At 48.1% G+C, this 19,897-nt stretch carries 17 protein-coding genes; 13 read left to right on the top strand and 4 right to left on the bottom strand.

Annotation, left to right across the window (positions count from 1 at the left end; all coding sequences use genetic code 11):
- The first annotated feature begins 49 nt into the window (after positions 1-49).
- From argF to argH, 3 genes are all read left to right on the top strand, one after another.
- Positions 50-1,018 carry an ornithine carbamoyltransferase gene (argF, locus tag BLS14_RS12085; RefSeq protein ID WP_072733580.1) on the top strand — a complete coding sequence of 323 codons (969 nt, stop codon included), beginning with the start codon at positions 50-52 and terminating at the stop codon, positions 1,016-1,018.
- Between the two features lie 93 nt (positions 1,019-1,111).
- Positions 1,112-2,347, top strand: coding sequence for an argininosuccinate synthase (locus BLS14_RS12080; RefSeq protein ID WP_063567516.1), 1,236 nt, complete (start codon positions 1,112-1,114; stop codon positions 2,345-2,347).
- A 105-nt stretch (positions 2,348-2,452) separates the two neighbouring features.
- Positions 2,453-3,856: an argininosuccinate lyase gene (gene argH / locus BLS14_RS12075; protein WP_053779582.1), complete on the top strand. Its 1,404-nt coding sequence runs from the start codon at positions 2,453-2,455 to the stop codon at positions 3,854-3,856.
- A gap of 247 nt (positions 3,857-4,103) precedes the next feature.
- Here the strand turns inward: argH and BLS14_RS12070 are convergent, their stop codons facing one another.
- Positions 4,104-4,892 (bottom strand): alpha/beta hydrolase, encoded by a 789-nt coding sequence (locus tag BLS14_RS12070; protein WP_090951835.1) that lies wholly within the window; start codon positions 4,890-4,892, stop codon positions 4,104-4,106.
- A 219-nt stretch (positions 4,893-5,111) separates the two neighbouring features.
- On the opposite strand from BLS14_RS12070, the gene BLS14_RS12065 reads away from it, so the two are divergent.
- The 4 genes from BLS14_RS12065 (at position 5,112) to BLS14_RS12050 (ending at position 8,837) form a co-directional block, all read left to right on the top strand.
- The gene (locus tag BLS14_RS12065; RefSeq protein ID WP_090951833.1) at positions 5,112-5,735 is read left to right on the top strand and encodes a YhbD family protein; all 624 of its coding nucleotides are present in this window, start codon (positions 5,112-5,114) and stop codon (positions 5,733-5,735) included.
- A gap of 14 nt (positions 5,736-5,749) precedes the next feature.
- Complete coding sequence (locus tag BLS14_RS12060) at positions 5,750-6,475, top strand: polymer-forming cytoskeletal protein (protein ID WP_090951830.1); 726 nt, start codon at positions 5,750-5,752, stop codon at positions 6,473-6,475.
- 27 nt (positions 6,476-6,502) lie between these two features.
- On the top strand, positions 6,503-7,204 hold the full coding sequence (locus tag BLS14_RS12055) for a hypothetical protein (RefSeq protein ID WP_090951828.1): 702 nt from the start codon (positions 6,503-6,505) through the stop codon (positions 7,202-7,204).
- A 73-nt stretch (positions 7,205-7,277) separates the two neighbouring features.
- Positions 7,278-8,837 carry an MDR family MFS transporter gene (locus BLS14_RS12050; protein ID WP_063567511.1) on the top strand — a complete coding sequence of 520 codons (1,560 nt, stop codon included), beginning with the start codon at positions 7,278-7,280 and terminating at the stop codon, positions 8,835-8,837.
- A gap of 165 nt (positions 8,838-9,002) precedes the next feature.
- On the opposite strand, the gene BLS14_RS12045 is transcribed toward BLS14_RS12050, so the two are convergent.
- Positions 9,003-10,436, bottom strand: a complete 1,434-nt coding sequence (locus BLS14_RS12045) for a VanW family protein (RefSeq protein WP_090811890.1) — start codon at positions 10,434-10,436, stop codon at positions 9,003-9,005.
- 252 nt (positions 10,437-10,688) lie between these two features.
- Between BLS14_RS12045 and ftsE the strand changes: the two genes are divergently transcribed.
- From ftsE to BLS14_RS12020, 5 genes are all read left to right on the top strand, one after another.
- Entirely contained in the window at positions 10,689-11,375 is a 687-nt protein-coding gene (ftsE, locus tag BLS14_RS12040; RefSeq protein ID WP_024631580.1) for a cell division ATP-binding protein FtsE, read from the top strand.
- Positions 11,365-12,282, top strand: coding sequence for a permease-like cell division protein FtsX (gene ftsX, locus BLS14_RS12035; RefSeq protein ID WP_063567509.1), 918 nt, complete (start codon positions 11,365-11,367; stop codon positions 12,280-12,282). The genes ftsE and ftsX overlap by 11 nt, the downstream gene beginning before the upstream one ends.
- 153 nt (positions 12,283-12,435) lie before the next feature.
- Complete coding sequence (locus tag BLS14_RS12030) at positions 12,436-13,713, top strand: murein hydrolase activator EnvC family protein (protein WP_063567508.1); 1,278 nt, start codon at positions 12,436-12,438, stop codon at positions 13,711-13,713.
- A gap of 134 nt (positions 13,714-13,847) precedes the next feature.
- Entirely contained in the window at positions 13,848-15,317 is a 1,470-nt protein-coding gene (locus BLS14_RS12025; RefSeq protein ID WP_063567507.1) for a S41 family peptidase, read from the top strand.
- Positions 15,318-15,381: 64 nt separating this feature from the next.
- On the top strand, positions 15,382-16,707 hold the full coding sequence (locus BLS14_RS12020) for a PDZ domain-containing protein (protein WP_072733573.1): 1,326 nt from the start codon (positions 15,382-15,384) through the stop codon (positions 16,705-16,707).
- A 52-nt stretch (positions 16,708-16,759) separates the two neighbouring features.
- On the opposite strand, the gene BLS14_RS12015 is transcribed toward BLS14_RS12020, so the two are convergent.
- A complete protein-coding gene (locus BLS14_RS12015; RefSeq protein WP_090951825.1) occupies positions 16,760-17,449 on the bottom strand; it encodes a response regulator transcription factor in 690 nt (229 codons plus the stop codon).
- Between the two features lie 19 nt (positions 17,450-17,468).
- Positions 17,469-18,743 (bottom strand): sensor histidine kinase, encoded by a 1,275-nt coding sequence (locus BLS14_RS12010; RefSeq protein WP_090951823.1) that lies wholly within the window; start codon positions 18,741-18,743, stop codon positions 17,469-17,471.
- 209 nt (positions 18,744-18,952) lie between these two features.
- On the opposite strand from BLS14_RS12010, the gene BLS14_RS12005 reads away from it, so the two are divergent.
- The gene (locus BLS14_RS12005; RefSeq protein ID WP_079695673.1) at positions 18,953-19,888 is read left to right on the top strand and encodes an ABC transporter ATP-binding protein; all 936 of its coding nucleotides are present in this window, start codon (positions 18,953-18,955) and stop codon (positions 19,886-19,888) included.
- Positions 19,889-19,897: the final 9 nt, after the last annotated feature.

Below are 19,897 nucleotides of genomic sequence, written 5' to 3'. Positions count from 1 at the left end.
TCTGCCCATGCGGGTGCAGGGAACCGGAAATAAGGAGGACAACACTAACATGACACAAGCGCAACAGACGGAAAAGGTACAGAAGGTCGATCTTAGAGGCCGAGATTTCATTGAATTTACAGATTATACAGCGGAGGAAATCCGCTATTTGCTGGACCTTGCGATTGAGATTAAAGGCAAACAAAAAAACGGTGTGCCGTATCAGCCACTCCAAGGCAAAACGATCGGACTCATTTTTGAAAAATCATCTACACGTACGCGTGTATCTTTTGAAGTCGGTATGTTCCAACTGGGTGGACACGCGCTCTTCCTGAGCAAAAATGATATCCAACTCGGTCGCGGGGAAACAACACATGATACAGCCAAAGTCCTGTCACGTTACCTGGACGGCATCATGATTCGTACCTTTGGACACCATAATGTGACTGAACTGGCACAACATGCGGATATTCCGGTTATTAACGGACTGAGCGATGCAGCACATCCGTGCCAAGTACTCGCAGACTTCCAAACTGTGCTGGAGCACAAAGGCAAGCTGGAAGGTCTGAAAATGGCTTATGTCGGAGACGGCAATAACATGGCTCATTCCCTTATGCTTGGTGCAGCGAAGATGGGTATGCATGTTGCAGTAGCGACTCCGGAAGGCTATGAGCCTGACAGCGCAGTTGTAGAGCAGGCGCGCAGCATTGCACAGGAGAGCGGCTCACAGGTGACTGTAACGTACAGTGCTCAGGAAGCTGTGAAAGATGCGGATATCGTGTATACGGATGTATGGGCGAGCATGGGTTTTGAAGAGGAACAGAAGATTCGTGAACAAGCATTCGCTGCGTATCAGGTCGATGAGGAACTGATGAAAGGCGCGAAGCCGGATTATATGTTCCTGCACTGCCTGCCAGCTCACCGCGGAGAAGAAGTGAGTGCTGGGGTAATTGACGGACCTAACTCCCTGATCTTTGATCAGGCGGAGAACCGACTGCATGCGCAGAAAGCATTGATGGCTGCGTTAATGAGCGAATAGATGCTGTTTGCCTGAATGGGTTGATTTTAGGCGCAGATTTCGCGATGATAGATAAAAGTTTATAGCAACTGATCTTGGGGAGGACCATTGAACATGGCTAAAGAAAAAATTGTACTCGCGTATTCAGGCGGGTTGGACACATCTGTAATTTTGAAATGGTTGAAAGAAACATATGATGCAGAGATTATCGCATTTACGGCGGATATTGGACAAAAGGATGAACTGGACGGCCTTGAGGAAAAAGCTCTCGCTACAGGCGCTTCCAAAGTGTACATTGATGATCTGCGTGACGAGTTCGCCAAAGATTTCATCTATCCAATGTTCCAAGCTGGTGCCCTTTATGAAGGACAGTATCTGCTTGGCACAAGTATCGCACGTCCACTGATCGCTAAACGTATGGTGGATATCGCTCGTGCAGAAGGCGCTACAGCAATTGCTCACGGCGCTACGGGTAAAGGGAATGACCAGGTTCGTTTTGAGTTGAACGCAGCTGCGTTGACACCAGACATCCAAGTCATCGCGCCTTGGCGCCTGGAAGAATTCCGCAATCAGTTCCCTGGACGTGCCGAGATGATCGCTTACGCAGAAAAACACGGCATTCCGGTAACCGCATCGGCGGCTAAACCATACTCCACAGACCGTAACCTGCTGCATATCAGCTATGAGAGTGGCGTGCTCGAAGATCCTTGGTTCGATCCAAGTGCGGACGAGAACAAAGACATGTTCCTGCTTAGCAGTGCACCTGAAGATGCGCCGGATCAAGCGGAATATGTTGAACTTGAATTCGAACAAGGTGACTGTGTTGCACTGAATGGTGAGCGCCTGAGCCCACTGCAAGTGATGGAGCAACTGAATGAGCTGGGTGGCAAACATGGTATCGGTCGTGTGGACATGGTAGAGAACCGCTTCGTCGGCATGAAGAGCCGTGGTGTATACGAGACACCAGGTGGAACAATTCTGTTCACGGCGCACCGCAAAATGGAATCCATCACGATGGACCGTGAAGTCATGAACCTGCGTGATAGCCTAATCACACGTTACAGCACACTCGTTTACAACGGCTTCTGGTTCGCACCGGAACGTCTGGCGCTGCAAGCGCTGGTGACCGAAAGCCAGAAAAATGTAACAGGTACCGTTCGAGTGAAACTGTATAAAGGCAACATCATCGGCGCAGGTGTGAAAAGCCCTGTCAGCCTGTACAACCCTGACATTGCCACGATGGAAGCTGATCCAACACAAGCCTACGATCAAGGGGATGCAACGGGCTTTATCCGCCTGAATGCATTACGTTTGAAAGTAAATTCCGGTGTGGAACAAAACAAAAACTAATTTCATTATGCATATACAGCATCACGATAATAACTGACAAGGCGGGCCGTTCTTGCACATCTGGCAGGAGCGGCTTTGTCCATGAGCGAAAGGGGAGTACTCACTGTGAGCAAGCTGTGGGGAGGACGTTTTACCAAACAAACCAATCACCTGGTTGAGGAATATACAGCGTCAATCAACTTTGACAAAGCGTTGGCCGAGGAAGATATTCAAGGAAGTCTGGCTCATGTCACGATGCTGGGCAAATGTGGAATTCTGCCAGCAGAGGATGTAGAAACGATTAAGGAAGGTTTAATCACTGTTCTGCATAAAATCCGTGCAGGCGAAGTGGAATTTTCCGTATCGGATGAAGACATCCACATGAATATTGAGAAAAACCTGATCGATACCATCGGCCCTGTAGGCGGCAAATTACATACGGGACGCAGCCGGAATGACCAAGTGGCAACCGATATGCACTTGTACTTGCGTGAGCGCGTAGTTGGATTTGTTGGCATGCTGCACTCGTTGCAGGAAGCGCTGATCGGACAAGCCAAAGATAATCTTGATACGATTGTACCGGGATATACGCATCTTCAACGTGCACAACCGATTCTGTTCGCTCATCACCTGATGGCGTATGTATCGATGTTCCAACGGGATGCAGAGCGTCTTATGGACAGCTACAAACGCATTAACGTTTTGCCACTGGGTGCAGGTGCGCTTGCAGGCACAACGTTCCCAATTGACCGTCATTTTGTGGCGGAACAACTGGGCTTCGATGGTGTATATGAGAACAGTCTGGACGCGGTCAGCGACCGTGACTTTATCGTAGAGTTCCTGGCAGCCGCTTCGCTGATCATGACTCACTTGTCCCGTCTGAGCGAAGAGTTGGTACTTTGGAGCAGCACGGAGTTTGGATTTGTTGAATTGGATGATGCATTCTGCACGGGCAGCAGCATTATGCCACAGAAGAAAAATCCAGACGTTCCGGAACTCGTTCGTGGTAAAACAGGACGTGTGTACGGCAACCTGATCGGTTTGCTGACAGTGCTGAAATCTCTTCCGCTCGCTTACAACAAAGACATGCAGGAAGACAAGGAAGGCATGTTTGACACGGTAGCGACGCTGGAAGGTGCACTTCAATTGTTCGCTCCGATGATTGCAACGATGACGGTCAACAAGGGTCGGATGCGTCAAGCAGTCAATCAGGATTTCTCCAACGCTACAGATATTGCGGACTTCCTCGTGGGCGAAGGTTTGCCATTCCGCCAAGCGCATGAAGTTATCGGTAAGACGGTATTGTATTGTATCCAGAACGGCAAGTATTTGCTGGATCTGACCATCGATGAATTCCGTCAGTTCTCTCCGTTGTTCGATGAGCGTATTTACGATGTGCTGCAACCAGAAGCGGTTGTAAATGCTCGTAATGTTTACGGCGGAACAGCTTCCAATCAGGTGGCTGAGGCGATTGGACGTAGTGAAAAGGTGCTTGAAATTACAGAGCAATGGATCACCAATCGGGGATAATGCCACAGTTACTAGAATGAAATAAAGATATATAACGCAAAAGCTGGCCGAGAATTTCTTCTCAAGGGCCTGCTTTTTTGTGTGTTACAACGATCTAGATATGCTCAACTCAACATTTACTGGATAACAGCGATCGGAAGGTTGTTCTGTCATTGGAGTGCCAGTGTAAATATGCATTAGTTGAACTTATATAGTTATTTCTGTACATATCTAACTAAAATGCAGTGGCTTCATTTAAATTTCTCGACTACTTACGTTCACGCAAAGGCAACCATTTCAGCACATTCTGAATCTTCTCGTCCCAATATCCCCAGTCATGTCCACCGGGTTCTTCCTCGTACGTCAGTTGGAAATCGGTCTGTGCACAAGCTTTACGGAACGATTGATTCTCTTCATACAGGAAATCTTCTGTCCCACAGCATTGGTAGAGCAAAGGTTTTGGGCCCTGAATTGCTTTGCTTTCTTCGAGCAGATGCAGCAAGTCATTCTCCGAGCCTTTAATCTCTGCTCCGAAAATCCGCTTGAATTCAGCATCACTTAATGCCTTAACAATTCGGTTATCCATATGCGCTACCATGTCGAGCGCTCCGGATAAACTTGCCGCAGCGGCGTACTGCTCCGGTTTGTGAAGTGCCAGTTTGAATGCCCCGTAGCCACCCATGGACAATCCGGCAACGAAGTTATCCTCACGTTTGTGTGATAGCGGGAAAAAGGAACGTGCAAGTGCAGGCAGCTCTTCACTGATGAATGTCCAGTAGCGTCCACCTTCCGCCATATCCGTATAGAAGCTGCGATGTACCTGAGGCATTACAACAGCAATACCAAGGTCCGCAACATATCGTTCGATGGATGTACGACGCAGCCAGATGGAGTCATCATCCGATAGGCCGTGCAGCAGATACAGCGTGGGATGTAACCCCGGGCCGGATACGTTCTCCATGCCAATCTGATTGTGGGTCTGTTGTGGAAGAATGACATGCATGCTGGTGCTCAGACCAAGCGTGTCAGAGTAAAAGTCGCATTTAATAAGTGCCATGTATAGGAGAAACCCCTTTCATAAGTCCATTAACGATGTGTTCTGACCCGATTCAATAGGATGGGATCTGAATCCATAATGGTTCCATAGTGTCTATAATAAACAGTATACGCAAAGCCTTTTCATTGCAATAATAAGAAATTCTCCACTAGTTATTCACCTCCTTTACAGCGTAACAATGTTATGTTACACTCTTTTCAACACAAAGGGGGACCATATATGACGGATGATTTGATCTCCAAAAAAGAATTGCTAGACCTGACGGGTATCTCCTACGGCCAGTTGTACCGCTGGAAGCGGAAGAATCTCATTCCGGAGGAATGGTTTATTCGAAAGTCGTCTTATACGGGACAAGAGACTTTTTTTCCAAAACAACAGATTTTACTGCGGATTGACAAGATTCTCAATATGAAGGACGGCTTGTCACTGGATGAACTGGCAGACGTGTTTTCACCAACTTTGGGTGAAGTGGAAATGTCCGCTCAGGAGCTGTTAGAGCGAAACATTGTTTCGAGCATTTCGCTTGAGCTGTTGAAAGAAGCGGGTCTGGAGCGGCCGCTGTATGCTTTGGAGCAGATCATGATGCTTTATGTACTTGATAAGCTGCTAATGAGCGGAGATATTACCCGCCAGGAGGGTACGCTGCTGATCGATGTCATGTCCGAGCATTATTATCGTTTCACAGGCAAACCAAGCGAGCTGGTGCTTATTCGCAAGATGGGTGTCCCTTCATTCATGCTGGTAACAGCAGGAGCAGAGCTTTATTTTGATAATGGTGTGAAGGTCGTTCTCAGGCAGTCGATGGGGACGTTCATGGAAGAGTTAAAACTCAAATTGGGATAAGGAGAGGATCATATATGGAGGAACGTAATTTGCGCAATGATCTGAACGTAGCGGGCATGAGCCAAACGGCAGGCGGGAATTTTCACCGGGTATCTATCGATGGCATGGCTAAGGTAAACGGTAACCTGGACTGTACCTCCATGAATGTGAATGGAACATTGAAGATGCACGGTGCTTTGAGCTCAGAGAGCGCAACGATCAACGGTATGTGCACGCTGAACGGCCCCGTGATCAGTTCTCGTGTTCGTGTGGATGGCTTAACAACCATTAACGGAGACCTCCGAAGCCCTGAGCTCGAAGTCAACGGGAAGTGTACTGTTCGCGGACGGGTTGATGGGGAACGGATTGATATTGGTGGCGTGATCGATATTGAAGGCGATGTACAATGTGAGTCTTTGAATGTACAGGGCAATATTAAAATTAGTGGCTTTCTGAATGCGGGAACGGTAGAGATCAGGCTGCATACATCTTCTTCGGCGAGAGAGATTGGCGGGGAACGCATTGATATTCGGCGTAAGGAACAGACTGGTTTTTGGAAAAGTATTGGCCTTGGCGCTACTCCGTCCTTCAAGTCATCCTTGATTGAGGGGGATGAAATCGTGCTGGAAGATACCGAGGCTGATATTGTTCGTGGTAGCAAGGTTCATATCGGTCGTGGCTGTAACATCAGGTTGGTCGAATATTCGGGTGAACTAGAGGTTGATCCAGATGCCAAGGTGGGCAGCAGTCAGCGGATTTAAATTTTGATATGAAAAGAAAGGGATGTGATGGATTTGAATAACCATTTTGCTGGTTCATTGGATAAAAAACATGACATTAGCATCATCGGCGACGGCAGTTCTTCTGGCGGTGTGTACGGCAAGGTCAAGGTAGTGGGGGATTCCTCATTTAATGATAATCTGATCTGTGATCAATTCAAATGCACCGGCACATCCGTCATATACGGATCTCTGGAATCAACGGATATCAAAATTACGGGAACCCTTACCCTGAAAGAGCGGGCTGCTGCCGGCGACGAAGATCAGGAGGGCAATTATACTTCTAACCTGTATGCAAAAGCTGAACATATGAAAGTAGTAGGCGAGCTTCATGTGTCAGGCGATTGTCAGGTGGAGAATATGAAGTTGAATGGCCGTTTTACGATAACGGGTATGCTCAGTGCCGAAAGTATGACACTTAAAATTATGGGTCCATCCGAGGTCAAGGAAATGGGCGGTTCCATCATATCAGTAAAGAATTCGCGGGGAAAACTGCTGGAGGGTTTGTTCACTGGTAACAAGTCTATTCTCAAGGCCAATCTGATCGAAGGCGACGAAATTGAACTTGAGAACACGGAGGCCGAGGTTGTACGAGGAGATAAAATAAAAATTGGCCCTGGGTGCCGAATTGGTACTGTGGAATACCGCTCTTCTCTGCAAATTCATCCGCAATCGGAAGTTTTGGTGCAAAGCAATCGGTCCTTGGACTGATTATCCGCCGTAACTTTTCGGATATACTAATTCAGTCATATGAATCGGATGTGAATGGGAGAGATTGAGTAGAATGGCTACACGTAAAAATAATATTGGATTGGTGCTGGCAGGGTTACTGCTAAGCATACTGATGGCTTCGATGGACAATACCATCGTGGCAACAGCTATGGGCGACATTGTCGGGAAGCTGGGTGGGCTCGACAAATTCGTATGGGTGACCTCTGCTTACATGGTGGCCGAGATGGCCGGTATGCCAATCTTCGGTAAGTTATCCGACATGTACGGACGGAAGAAGTTTTTTGTTTTCGGAATACTGGTATTTATGCTCGGATCCGCATTATGTGGAACGGCAACATCAATCGTTGAGCTGACGATGTACAGAGCTATTCAAGGTATTGGTGCAGGTGCTCTGGTACCGATTGCCTTTACGATTATGTTTGATGTGGTCGCACCGGAATCACGGGGTAAATTGGGCGGTCTGTTCGGAGCTGTGTTTGGTTTATCCAGCGTATTTGGTCCACTGCTGGGTGCTTACATCACGCAGTATGCGACATGGGAATGGGTATTTTATATCAACCTGCCGCTTGGTTTGATTGCGTTTGTGTTTATTGCATTTTTCTACAAGGAATCTCATCAGCATCAATCCCAACAGATTGACTGGCTGGGTGCTATCACACTGATTGGTGCGGTAGTATGTCTCATCTTCGGGCTTGAACTGGGCGGCAAAACGTATGCCTGGGGCTCATGGCAGATCCTCGGTTTGTTTGCCGGATTTGTCGTGCTAGCGCTGCTCTTCCTGTTTGCAGAAACGAGAGCCAAGGAACCCATTATCTCCTTCGGCATGTTCCGTAACCGGGTGTACTGGTCCAGTAACGTTATTGGCATGTTCAGTGGTGCGGCGTTTATTACCGCATCCGTGTACATTCCCATCTTCATCCAGGGGGTACTCGGTGGCAAAGCGACCAACTCTGGTCTCGTGTTATTGCCCATGATGTTGGGGTCCGTTGTGACGGCTTCCATGGGTGGGGTACTGATGACCAAAATCAAGTATCGCAACATTATGATTCCTACACTGGCCTTGCTTGTGGTTGGTCTTGGATTGCTGACGACACTGGATGAAACTTCATCTCTATGGACGATACGTATATTCATGGTGATGATTGGTCTCGGTGTAGGGGCGTCGTTCTCGGTACTCAGCAATGCAGCCATGAACGCGTTTGAACCGCAACGACGCGGAGCGGCAAGCTCCACACTTAACTTCCTGCGTTCACTTGGGATGACGATGGGCATTACGATCTTTGGTATCGTGCAGAGCCAGGTATTTACGCGCAAAATGAATGATGCCCTCGCCGGATCAGCGGCGGAAGCAGGGGGCGCTGGTGCTCCTGCAGGCGGCGTGCCTCAGGGAGTGGATCTAAGTGATCCACATGCGCTGCTATCGCCAGAGCTGAGAAAAGCGATTCCGCCTCAGGTGCTGGATACCATTACGCATGCGTTGTCTTCATCCATCGTGCAGCTCTTTGCCTGGGCTGCGATCCCGGCTGCACTCGCGTTGATTGCTGCTTTCTTCATGGGTAATGAGAAGATGGTTATCGGTGAGGAGCAGAAAGAGTACACAGGCGGACATTAAAAGGTTTCAGTCTAATCAATACACAATATGTATCTGTAAAACAAACGAAAGACACATCTCTCGAGGGACCCCGAATGGGGAACAGGAGATGTGTCTTTTTCTATTTGTAATTCGTTTGCTGAGTTGAGCCTATCCTATCCATGTGCACGCATGTGAAAAAAAAGATTAAGGCTGCTTCGTGTCGCTGATGCCATCCTCTACAACTGATGGCTCTTTGGGATCAGGCAGGTTAGTATGACCAGAGCGGGCAATCAGGCGATTCTGGGCTTTGTATGTGTCACGTGTAATGGTTTTGGATTCGACAATTTTACCATTTACCTTTTTGGTGCGCAGCGTCTCCACAATATATCCGGGTTGACCGTTTTGGAGCACCTGTTGAGCGCCGTCAGGCAGCACATTACTCGATACATATTTGACGGGAGCACTTAATGTCTCAATTGTACGGGATTCCAGGGCATAACTGACGTTCTCCGGGAAGGTCCCGAAAAATTTGACGGTTAAGCTTCCACCTTCCACTTTGGCATGAATGAGCAGAGACTTGCCGGTATTGTTTTTGAACCGAAAATTGATGGAACCTGAGGCGAACGTGGCATCCAGCCCCTTCGGCAAATATTTGACGGGCAGGGAGTGGTTGCGGCGTTCTACAATGTCCAGTCCGGTCAACAGGGCTGCGTTGTAAACGGTGCTTGATACCTGGCAGATGCCGCCTCCAATGCCGGGGGTCAGTTGCCCATTCACGATAACCGGGGCTTCCCGGAAACCATAGTCTTCCTCTGCCTTCCTAATGACCTTCTCATAATCAAAAGTACCATTTGGCGGCAAAATCATGCCGTTAACGGCTTGCGCTGCTGCGCTGACGTTATGTATCCGGCCTGCACTGCTGTTTCCAAGGCCAGTGGAGAACTGAATGATCTTCCGGTCAATTCCCTCTTGGCGCAGCGAATCGAGAGTCACTTCGGGTTGCAGTGTATACAACGGCAGCTGAATCAACAGCGGGTTGGGCTTCGCATCATGGTCCAGTGGAGCGAAATCCCGGTGCAGCTTAGCCTGCATCTGGCTCGCGAGTTCATCCCAGGCGATCCGGCGGACGCCTTTTTCCGGGATGTACTGGACCTTGTCACTTGCGGTAATGCGGCGAACAGCGTTCGCGGGTGTACCGAAGGTTTCCTTTTCCCAGGCAGGGGTAAGTTGCTCTTTCAACGATTTTGAATTGTAAGTCAGCTTCAGAGACCACTCCTTGATGAAATGATATCGGGCATACGCGCGCTCCCACAGATTGCCTTCATCCAATTGCTGCACAGCTGTCCGGAAGTCATCAGCACTGTAGCTTGCGCCTGTCTGGGCGGCGGTGAACATCATTGTTTTTGGTGTAGGATCGTCAACCTCCAGGGTGATCGGCCATGCTTCCATTTGTTTTAATCGTTCATCCAGTGCCGGTAGAACTTCCTTGCGATTCACGCCCTCAACCGACCACTCCGCAACACGTACCCCTTCCGGTAGGGCGGGTTGGTTCACGTACATATACAGCAATCCATAGGACGCGGAACCGAGTAATAGGATGGAGAACAGTGCAATGACCATCAAATGTATTTTTTTCATATCCGTACGCTCCTTTGTACTTCTGTTGTTCCGCATTTCGTAACACTTTCCATATATATGATCCAATGATGGAAAACTTTCGGGTACTCAATAGGTAACAAATTTGTTACAATAAAATTCATATGAATCCATGCTTCACCATCGAAAAAGGGGCGAAATGGATTTTCCCTGATGAAATTCAGGTCTTTTTAAAGGAAATGCCAAGATTGTGTCGAAATGATAATGGCTAACTATGCAACGGGAAGTGATGATGTGATAGAAATGCAGGACGTGTGGAAGACCTACGCCAATGGTACCCACGCATTACAAGGGGTGTCGGTGAAGATCGACCGCAATGAATTTGTCTATATCGTCGGTCCGTCCGGCGCAGGCAAATCGACATTTATGAAATTGATGTACAGGGAAGAAGTTCCGACCAAAGGACAAATATCCATTAACGGATTTAATATCGGAAAGTTAAAGCCACGCAAAATTCCTTACGTACGCCGGAATATCGGCGTTGTGTTCCAGGATTTCAGGTTGCTGCCACGCATGACGGCATTTGAGAATGTGGCATTTGCCATGGAAGTTATTGAAGCACCGAAGCGTCACATTAAGAAACGAGTGATGGAAGTGCTTGATCTGGTTGGATTGCGCAGCAAGGCGAATCGTGAACCTTCACAGTTGTCGGGTGGGGAACAGCAGCGTATTGCCATCGCACGTGCCATCGTGAACAATCCGTCTGTTATTATTGCGGACGAGCCTACGGGCAACCTTGATCCGGAGACGTCATGGGGCATTATGCAACTGCTGGATGAAATTAATTTCCGCGGGACAACCATTGTCATGGCAACCCACAACAAGGATATCGTTAATACGATGCGTAAACGGGTTATTGCGATTGAACGGGGACAGATTGTACGGGATCAGATGAGAGGGGAATACGGTTATGAATTTTAGTACTCTCTTGCGCCATTTACGGGAGGGATTCAAGAACGTATTCCGCAACGGCTGGATGTCCGTGGCCTCCATCATGTCCATTATCGTGTCTCTGCTCATTCTGGGCGTGTTCATGCTGCTGGTGCTCAATGTGAATTCCATGGCCAACCAGGTGGACAGTCAGGTCGAGATCAGTACGTTTCTTGAGCTGAACGTGGATGAGAACCTGCGTAACACGCTGGAGCAGGAAATCAGTGCGATGCCTGAAGTCAGTGAAATTCGTTTTGTCTCCAAAGAAGAGGGACTCAAAGAGTTCCGTGAACGTCTCGGAGAAAGTGCAGACAATGTGCTAAGCGGTTTCGATGTGGATAACAATCCACTGCCGGAGACCATTGAAGTAGAGGTTATTGAACCGGAAACCGTCACTTTTGTGGCGCAAAAAATCGAAGCATTGAACGATAAACACCCGGAGAAGCCGATCATGAAAGTGAACTACGGCAAGGAAACAGTGGAAGTGTTGTTCAAATTTACGAAGCTTGTCCGGAATATCGGATTTATTTTTGTTGGGGGACTGGGATTAATGTCCATGTTCCTGATCTCGAATACGATTCGCGTAACGATTCTGGCCCGGCGCCGGGAGATCGGTATTATGAAACTGGTTGGAGCAACCAACACGTTCATTCGCTGGCCTTTCTTTGTCGAAGGGGCATTGATTGGATTGATCGGTTCGGCGATTACGGTAGCGGTACTGTTCTTCGGTTACAGCCGCCTGATGGCCACAATCGGTCAGGATGTATTCATGCAGATGCTTAATTTGATTCCACTCGGTGATATTTGGCTGTTGTTTGGAACATTGTTGATCGGACTGGGTGTGCTGGTTGGTATTTTGGGAAGTACATTGTCCATCCGTAAGTCTCTTAACGTTTAATCGAAAAAGAATGGCAAAGCAGGTTCATATATGAACGCTGTTTGACGATATGTAGTAAAGACGGAGTCTTTAGTGTAAAGAAAGCAAAGAACATGCTGTTCACCACCTGTGCAGGTTGCTTTCTTGTGAATTCATAGGATGGGGGATCACATTTTGAAAAAAACAGCTTCGCTACTGGCTCTAACGTTATTGGCCAGTTTGACGCTTCAACCTTCTGACGGATATGCCAAGAGTAGCATTAGCGACATTGATCAGCAGATTCAGCAACTGGAGAGCAAGGCGGCTTCGGCCAAAAAGGAGCAGCAAAAGGCTGCCAGCAACAAAAAGGAAGCCCAGCATTACAAGAACAAGACCAATGCTTACTTGAAAGTCGTCATGGAGCAGATCAATGTGGTTAGTGATGAGCTGGCAAACGTATCCTTGCAGATTGAAAATACGGAAGAGGATCTCCGGACAACGAAAAAAGATCTGCAAGCTGCAGAAGAACGTATCGTTGCAAGAGAGAAATTACTTGAATCACGTGTACGGCTGATGTATACAGATGGTGCCGTTTCTTATCTCGATGTGTTGTTAACTTCCACAAGCTTCACTGATTTCCTGACTCGTGCCGATTCACTGAAAACGATTGTGGATCAGGATCAGCATCTGCTGGATGAACACAAAAAGGACAAGCAGCTCGTCGTGGACAAAAAAGCAGAACTCGATGTGCAATATGCAGAAGCCAAGAGTCTGTATGCGCAGAAGAAACAGCGTAAGTCCCAATTGAATGAGAAGGAACAGGAGAAGCAAGTGCTTCTCGCTTCCTATGATGCTAAAATTGAAGAGTCTGAAGAGCTGACGCAAGAACAGGAAGATGTATTGATGCAGATTGCCAGCAAGCGTTCGGCCCTTCTGCAAGAGAAAAATAAATTGCGTGAGCAACAAGCGGCGGCGGCCGCCAAAGCAAAAGCAGCAGCTGCTGCACGTGCCGCGGCTGCTGCGAAGGCGCCGACCAAGGTCAGCTCCAACAGCAGTAGTAGCACATACTCCAGTGGTAACGGCATCTTTGGGATGCCAGTATCAGGTGCGCGTGTATCTTCCGGTTTTGGGCCTCGTATTCACCCGATCACGGGCGAAGTAGGTAAAATGCATGCAGGTGTAGACTTTGCTGTTGCTCAAGGAACGTCCGTTCATGCCGCTTCAGGCGGGATCGTCATCATGGCTGAATGGTATAGTGGATATGGTTACACCGTCATTGTTGACCACGGAGGCGGATTATGGACGCTATACGGTCATTTACGTGAAGGCGGATTTAAGGTTAGCAAGGGTGACACGGTAAGCCGTGGCGATATAATTGCTGAATCAGGCAGTACAGGCAACTCCACTGGACCGCATTTGCATTTTGAAGTACGTGATAATGGAACAGCAGTGAATCCATTTAACTATTTGTAGTTTTTAGCCAACAGTTGGAATGGAACAAACATATTCCGTACAAGCTAGGCATATACTAAGCTGGCATGTTCAGGGAATGATTCACGGAACAATTGAATTTGACACGCTTCAATACTAAAGGCGGTGACAAACGGATGATGAAGAAAAGATCGGCCCTGCTGCTTGTCATTGTAGCCCTTCTCGGAGGCAGCCTGCTTACGCTGGTGCTGATGAGCTCTCCTGGCCTGGCACAGACGACACCTGGGGAAGGATTGCTCGCAAGCGTTACTGGCAGTTCGCAGCAGAAGAACGATTTGAAGAAGATTGAAACCGCGATGGATTTGATCTCAAGCAACTACTATAAAGACGTGGATCAAACCAAACTGATTGATGGTGCGATCAACGGCATGATGGAATCCCTTGGTGATCCGTACTCCAACTATATGGGGCAGGAAACAGCAGCCCAGTTCGAGGAGTCGATTGAAGGTTCATTTACCGGAATCGGCGCAGAGGTATCCTCACAGGACGGGAATGTCGTAGTGGTATCACCGATCAAAGGATCACCTGCCGAGAAAGCGGGTATTCGCGCGAAAGACATGATCATGTCCGTGAATGGTGAATCTCTGCAAGGTTTGGAACTGAACAAAGCCGTTAACAAAATCAGAGGTCCAAAAGGCAGTGAAGCGAAGGTACAGGTTAAACGTGCCGGATCTTCCGAACTGATTGACTTTGTCATTGTACGTGATGACATTGATCTGGAGACGGTGTACGCCCACATGGAGGATAACGGTGTTGGTGTTATTACGATCACCCAATTCTCGCTGAACACAGGAGATCGCTTCAAAGAAGAACTGGCGAAGCTGGAGAAGCAGAACATGAAGGGCCTGATCATTGATGTTCGTAATGACCCGGGTGGTGTTTTGCAGGTCGTTATTGATATTGCAGAGCAATTTGTTCCGAAAGGCAAAGTTATTGTTCAAGTCGAAGACAAGAACGGTAAAAAGGAACAAAGCAAATCGAACGGATCAGGTAAATCGTACCCAATTACGGTATTGATGAACAAAGGAAGCGCGAGTGCGTCGGAAATTTTGGCTGGTGCATTGCAACAGTCGGCAGGCGCAACGCTGGTTGGAGAAAACTCCTTTGGTAAAGGAACCGTACAAACGAGTTATGACAAGCAGATGGGTGATGGCAGTCTGCTGAAAATCACCATTGCGAAATGGCTGACTCCGAACGGAGACTGGATTCACGAAAAAGGGATCAAACCGGATATTGCGGTGAACCAGCCGGATTACTTCTCGGTGGCACCAATCAACAAAGAAAAATTACCTTTGAAATACGACAGCAATAGCACGGATGTGAAAAGTGCGCAGACGATGCTGAGAGGACTTGACTTTAAGCCGGATCGTGTAGATGGATACTATGACCAGAAGACAGAAGAAGCGGTCAAAGCATTCCAGAAACAAAAAGGCATTCAGGCAACTGGCCAGATTGATGAGAAAACCGCGGAATCACTGGAAGCGGCTCTGATTGAACGCATTGCCAATCCTCAATATGATGCACAGCTGAAGCGCGCGATCGAAAATGTCTCAAAGGATATTTCGTCCGCAGTGTCGAAGCCATAAAGAAGGCTGATTTTCAGCCTTCTTTTTTTCTGAACCGGCTGAAGGAGAGGGGTGACCGTCCACAATGGAATGGGCTTGGCCATGGTTGACCACATTAGGAGAAGCATTGTTGCAGTTGTTTATTCAGCCGTTTTATTATATTGCGGTAATCTTGATTGCTCTCGTTTATCATCGTCAACTCTTACAGGAACGTAAATTGTTCCACGTTCGTCTGCAAAGCTCGATCACACAGACCATTCGTGCAGTACTTGGAGGTATTGTGATTGGTGCAATGGTCTCAATCGTGTCGTTGTTTCTTGGGGCACATCTTACACTGAGCAGCCTGATCTGTATATGGGCAGCTACGTTATTTCTGGCATTATTCCGTATCCGATACTTATGTTTTGCTTATGCTGCAGGTTTGCTTGGCGTGTTGCAGTTTGGTTTAAATCTGGCTTCGGGCTGGCAGCCGGCAGGATGGATGGGAAGTGTCACTGAAGCATTACGTGCGCTGGATATGCCTGCACTTCTTGTGCTCGCAGCAGTATTACATATCGGTGAAGCACTGATGGTACGTATGCAAGGGGTATCCATGGCATCGCCTTTGCTCTTCGAAGGTAAACGCGGCAAGCTCGTTGGAGGATACCAGTTGCAGCATTTCTGGCCGATTCCGTTACTGATTCTTGTTCCAGTTACGGGCGGGGCCGAATTGCCATGGACCGCTTTGATCAGCGGAGGAAATGGCTACATGTTGGTTGCGCTACCGATTATGCTGGGATTCGGAGAAGTTACGCAAAGTATGCTCCCCGGGGAAAAAGTCCAGATTTCCGCAAAACGATTGCTGCTATATGGGACAGGGCTACTTGTGCTCAGTCTCTTGGCTGCATGGTGGTCTCCACTCATGGTTGTTGCAGCCTTGGCTGCTTTCATTGGGCATGAGTTCCTGGTGTGGTACAGTGGCTTCGAGGAGCAAAACCGCAGCCCGCTGTTTGTACACCCTGAGCACGGCCTGAAGGTACTGGGTGTCATTCCTGATAGTCCCGCAGAAGAACTGGGAATTGAAGCTGGGGAGACCTTGTACAAGGTGAATGGCGTATTGGTGCATTCGCCGGAGCAATTACATCGCGCTTTGCGTATGAATCCGGCCTTTTGTAAGCTGGAGGTACGCAATCATCAGGGTGAGAGCAAGTTCATGCAACGGGCGATCTATGAAGGAGAGCATCATCAGCTCGGGGTGCTCATGGCCCCGGACAATCATGAAGCCTGGGCGCTCCGCTTGCGTCCGCTAACTCTATTTCATATCGTAAGTCTCAAGTTGTTCGCACGACGTCGGAAAGATCAGCTTAATGTTGAGGCTCCACTAGCATTGCCACCCGCCCCGGCGGGGGAGCAAAGATCTGTAGAGATGTAATGAAGAAAGGGTATTTCCTCCGCCATATTAGGCGAGGGAAATACCCTTTTTGCTACTTTTTCAACATGAAAATGGCGATTTGAGTCCGGTCGCGCAAACTAAGCTTGCCGAGAATATCCGTAACATAGTTTTTGACCGTGCCTTCACTTAAAAATAGCTTCGCGGCAATTTCTTTATTGGACAGCCCTTCTGATATAGCCTCCGCAACAGCCAGTTCCATACGGGTTAGTCCGTAAGAGCCAATGGGTTCATGTGTCTGAGGCGCTGCAGTAGGACGAAGTAGACTCGCGAGCTTACGAGCAATATCAGGATGAATCAACATATCCCCGTTATGTACAGTCTTGATGCCCTGAATGATCCGGTCAGGTGGCACATTTTTGAGTAAATAACCGCTGGCTCCGTTTTGCAAAGCCTGGATAATATACTCATCATCGTCAAACGTAGTAAGCATCAGTACACGCACGTCAGGGAAACGTGTTTTAATGATTCGGGTACCTTCAACTCCATCACAATCTGGCATGCGAATATCCATAAGTACAACGTCGGCAATTGTTCCGGACTCCAGCAGTTCCAGAGCTTCCCGGCCGTTTGAAGCTGTACCTGTAACGGTAATGCCGGGATCGAGTCCAAGCAGGACTTTGAGACTTTCACGGATAAAGGAATCATCATCCGCAAGCATCAGCCGAATGGACTGAGGGCGAACAGAATGGCTCGAGTTATTTAATTCATTCAGGTCAGACATGAGCAAATCACTTCCTTTTTCAGATCAGTTCAGCTTTGTTTGCCATGGGTAGGCGTGTAATCACCGTATAGGGATAGTCCGACTTGATCTCCAGTTTCCCACCAACCAGCTGTGTGCGTAGGCGCATTCCTTCAAGTCCCATGCCGAGTCCTGTAGACTCTGACTTTACTCCCGGGTTAGCACGAGATCTTTCATGTCTTCCTTTCGTTTGTTCCTTGGTGGAAAGGGTATGGATCTTCCCATCGTTGCTGATGGACATACAGATCTCTCTTTCCCCAAATTCCAGTTCCACACTAATCGTATTGGCATTACCATGACGGAGTGCATTGGTCACGGCCTCTTTGGCATTTTTGTACAAGACAATCTGCATACTGGGATAAAGTACATGTGAATGCCCACGAACTTCGTAACTCGTTTTCACACCTGTTTCCCGGCCAACGTCTTCAAGCAGACGATCTAACGCGTAGGCATCGGATATATAAGAGTCAGGCCGCAATTTGTGAAGCGTGGTTCGCATGTCATCCATACTGGCGGCCAATTGATCCCGAATCTGTCTCACCATTTCCGTGCCCTGTTCTGGGTGTATAGGTAGGGTGAGGAGGGCTGCCTCAGACATCATTTTGGTGCGAATTAGGCGATGACCAATATCATCATGAAGCTGTCTGGATATCCGGGTACGTTCCTCAACCTGTGCCGCTCCTTCAAGTTGCTTCGTGAATTGCAGCAATTGTTCGCGTGCCTCCTGAAGCTCGTAATGTTTACTGCGCAGCTCATCGTATACCTGTTCAAGTTGCCCACGGCTGCTGGCGCTTCTAGAACCCTGCCAAGAGAGTGTTGCGGTGATGAGCAGGAGCAAGTTACCTGCAACCCGAGCCATTGTCTCTTGGGTGAAGCTAAAAGGAATGGCCGTGTTGGTGTGAAGTGTAAGCCATGCATGAAGCTCCTGTGGTGGGGCGTAATACCAATGTAGCGCAATATTGCTGGCTATAAGCTGAATGGCGAGCATTAACCATCGCTGGGTCCTATCCAGTCTGTACATGTACACATAAAGCGCAGATAAGGAGAGGAAAAACATAAATGGGCCATATAGAGCGATCAGCCAGCAGCTTAAGAGGATTTCGGCCACGAGCAGCAAACGCTGCATACCTGAACGGGAGAAGTCTTTCCACACCGCGAGTCCTAGCGCAATGATAATATACAGAGTATAGCTATCTTCTTGTTCCAGGGGTAGCACCAGAATGTACAGGACCGCAGGAACTATGAGTAAACCGTATTGCAGCAACCGCATCGGCATATGTCAGAGACATCCTTTATTTTAGAAGTGAAGGTATACCTTCCGGTTATGTATGTCGATTATATCATATGCAGTTTTCCCAACCGAAGATGACTTAAGTCACCTTTGTTTCATGACCTTTCGTACCTTCGCAGAAGATCACAATTCGTTACAATACAGATATGAAAATCCAGTCGCAGGAAGCTGGACGGAAGAGGAGTGTATAATCTATGGCTATGCTTGAAGTGGATCACGTCGTGAAACGATACGGTAGCAAGCTGTCAGTGGATCATTTAAATCTGAGTGTCGGTAAAGGTGAAATTTTTGGATTGCTTGGACCCAATGGAGCAGGGAAAAGTACCACCATTAGCATGATTGCCGGTCTTTTAAATATGGATCAGGGTGAAATTCGGTTGGATGGCATATCGGTCAAGGAACGGCCACTTGAAGTGAAACGCAAAATCGGACTGGTACCACAGGATCTGGCTCTATATGAAACGATGACCGCTGCAGAGAATGTAACTTTTTTTGCCCGACTATATGGACTCCGTGGAAAAATGCTTAAAGAAAGAGTGCAGGAATCCCTCGAATTTGTAGGTTTGCAGGACAAAGCGAAGGATGCCCCGTCCACTTTCTCTGGCGGTATGAAACGCAGGCTGAACATTGCGTGTGCCATTATGCATCGGCCGGATTTAATCATTATGGATGAACCAACAGTGGGCATTGACCCGCAATCACGGAATCATATTTTGGAGTCCGTCCGTACGCTTAATCAGATGGGGTCAACCATTATTTATACAAGTCATTACATGGAGGAAGTTGCTGCAATCAGTCACCGGGTAGCGATTATGGATCAGGGGCATATCATTGCCTGCGGCACCGAAGCAGAACTGAGAGAACGGGTTGCATCTGAGGAAAAAATAGTGCTCACCACTTCGGGCATTGGTCACGACGTTGTGGAGGAGTTAAAACTTCACCCCCGTGTGCGGGCGGTAGAAGTATCAGACGATACATTGACCATTACGCTGCCTTCTGCACAGCAGGACCTACAGGATATGCTCTTCATTTGCAGCAAACATGAAATCTCCATTCAATCGCTCAAGGTTGAAGAGCCTGATTTGGAAACGCTCTTCCTCAATCTGACCGGACGTACGCTTCGGGACTAGGAGGATGTC

It is taken from the genome of Paenibacillus sp. OK060 (assembly GCF_900101205.1).
Lineage (GTDB): Bacteria > Bacillota > Bacilli > Paenibacillales > Paenibacillaceae > Paenibacillus > Paenibacillus marchantiae.
This window is presented reverse-complemented; position numbering and strand designations above follow the sequence as displayed.

What these genes read in the sequence shown, in the direction of transcription:
- argF (WP_072733580.1), top strand. Translation starts at nt 50, where the DNA reads ATGACACAAGCGCAACAGACGGAAAAGGTACAGAAGGTCGATCTTAGA.
- BLS14_RS12080 (WP_063567516.1), top strand. Translation starts at nt 1,112, where the DNA reads ATGGCTAAAGAAAAAATTGTACTCGCGTATTCAGGCGGGTTGGACACA.
- BLS14_RS12070 (WP_090951835.1), bottom strand. Translation starts at nt 4,892, where the DNA reads ATGGCACTTATTAAATGCGACTTTTACTCTGACACGCTTGGTCTGAGC.
- BLS14_RS12065 (WP_090951833.1), top strand. Translation starts at nt 5,112, where the DNA reads ATGACGGATGATTTGATCTCCAAAAAAGAATTGCTAGACCTGACGGGT.
- BLS14_RS12060 (WP_090951830.1), top strand. Translation starts at nt 5,750, where the DNA reads ATGGAGGAACGTAATTTGCGCAATGATCTGAACGTAGCGGGCATGAGC.
- BLS14_RS12055 (WP_090951828.1), top strand. Translation starts at nt 6,503, where the DNA reads ATGGATTTGAATAACCATTTTGCTGGTTCATTGGATAAAAAACATGAC.
- BLS14_RS12050 (WP_063567511.1), top strand. Translation starts at nt 7,278, where the DNA reads ATGGCTACACGTAAAAATAATATTGGATTGGTGCTGGCAGGGTTACTG.
- BLS14_RS12045 (WP_090811890.1), bottom strand. Translation starts at nt 10,436, where the DNA reads ATGAAAAAAATACATTTGATGGTCATTGCACTGTTCTCCATCCTATTA.
- ftsX (WP_063567509.1), top strand. Translation starts at nt 11,365, where the DNA reads ATGAATTTTAGTACTCTCTTGCGCCATTTACGGGAGGGATTCAAGAAC.
- BLS14_RS12025 (WP_063567507.1), top strand. Translation starts at nt 13,848, where the DNA reads ATGATGAAGAAAAGATCGGCCCTGCTGCTTGTCATTGTAGCCCTTCTC.
- BLS14_RS12020 (WP_072733573.1), top strand. Translation starts at nt 15,382, where the DNA reads ATGGAATGGGCTTGGCCATGGTTGACCACATTAGGAGAAGCATTGTTG.
- BLS14_RS12015 (WP_090951825.1), bottom strand. Translation starts at nt 17,449, where the DNA reads ATGTCTGACCTGAATGAATTAAATAACTCGAGCCATTCTGTTCGCCCT.
- BLS14_RS12010 (WP_090951823.1), bottom strand. Translation starts at nt 18,743, where the DNA reads ATGCCGATGCGGTTGCTGCAATACGGTTTACTCATAGTTCCTGCGGTC.
- BLS14_RS12005 (WP_079695673.1), top strand. Translation starts at nt 18,953, where the DNA reads ATGGCTATGCTTGAAGTGGATCACGTCGTGAAACGATACGGTAGCAAG.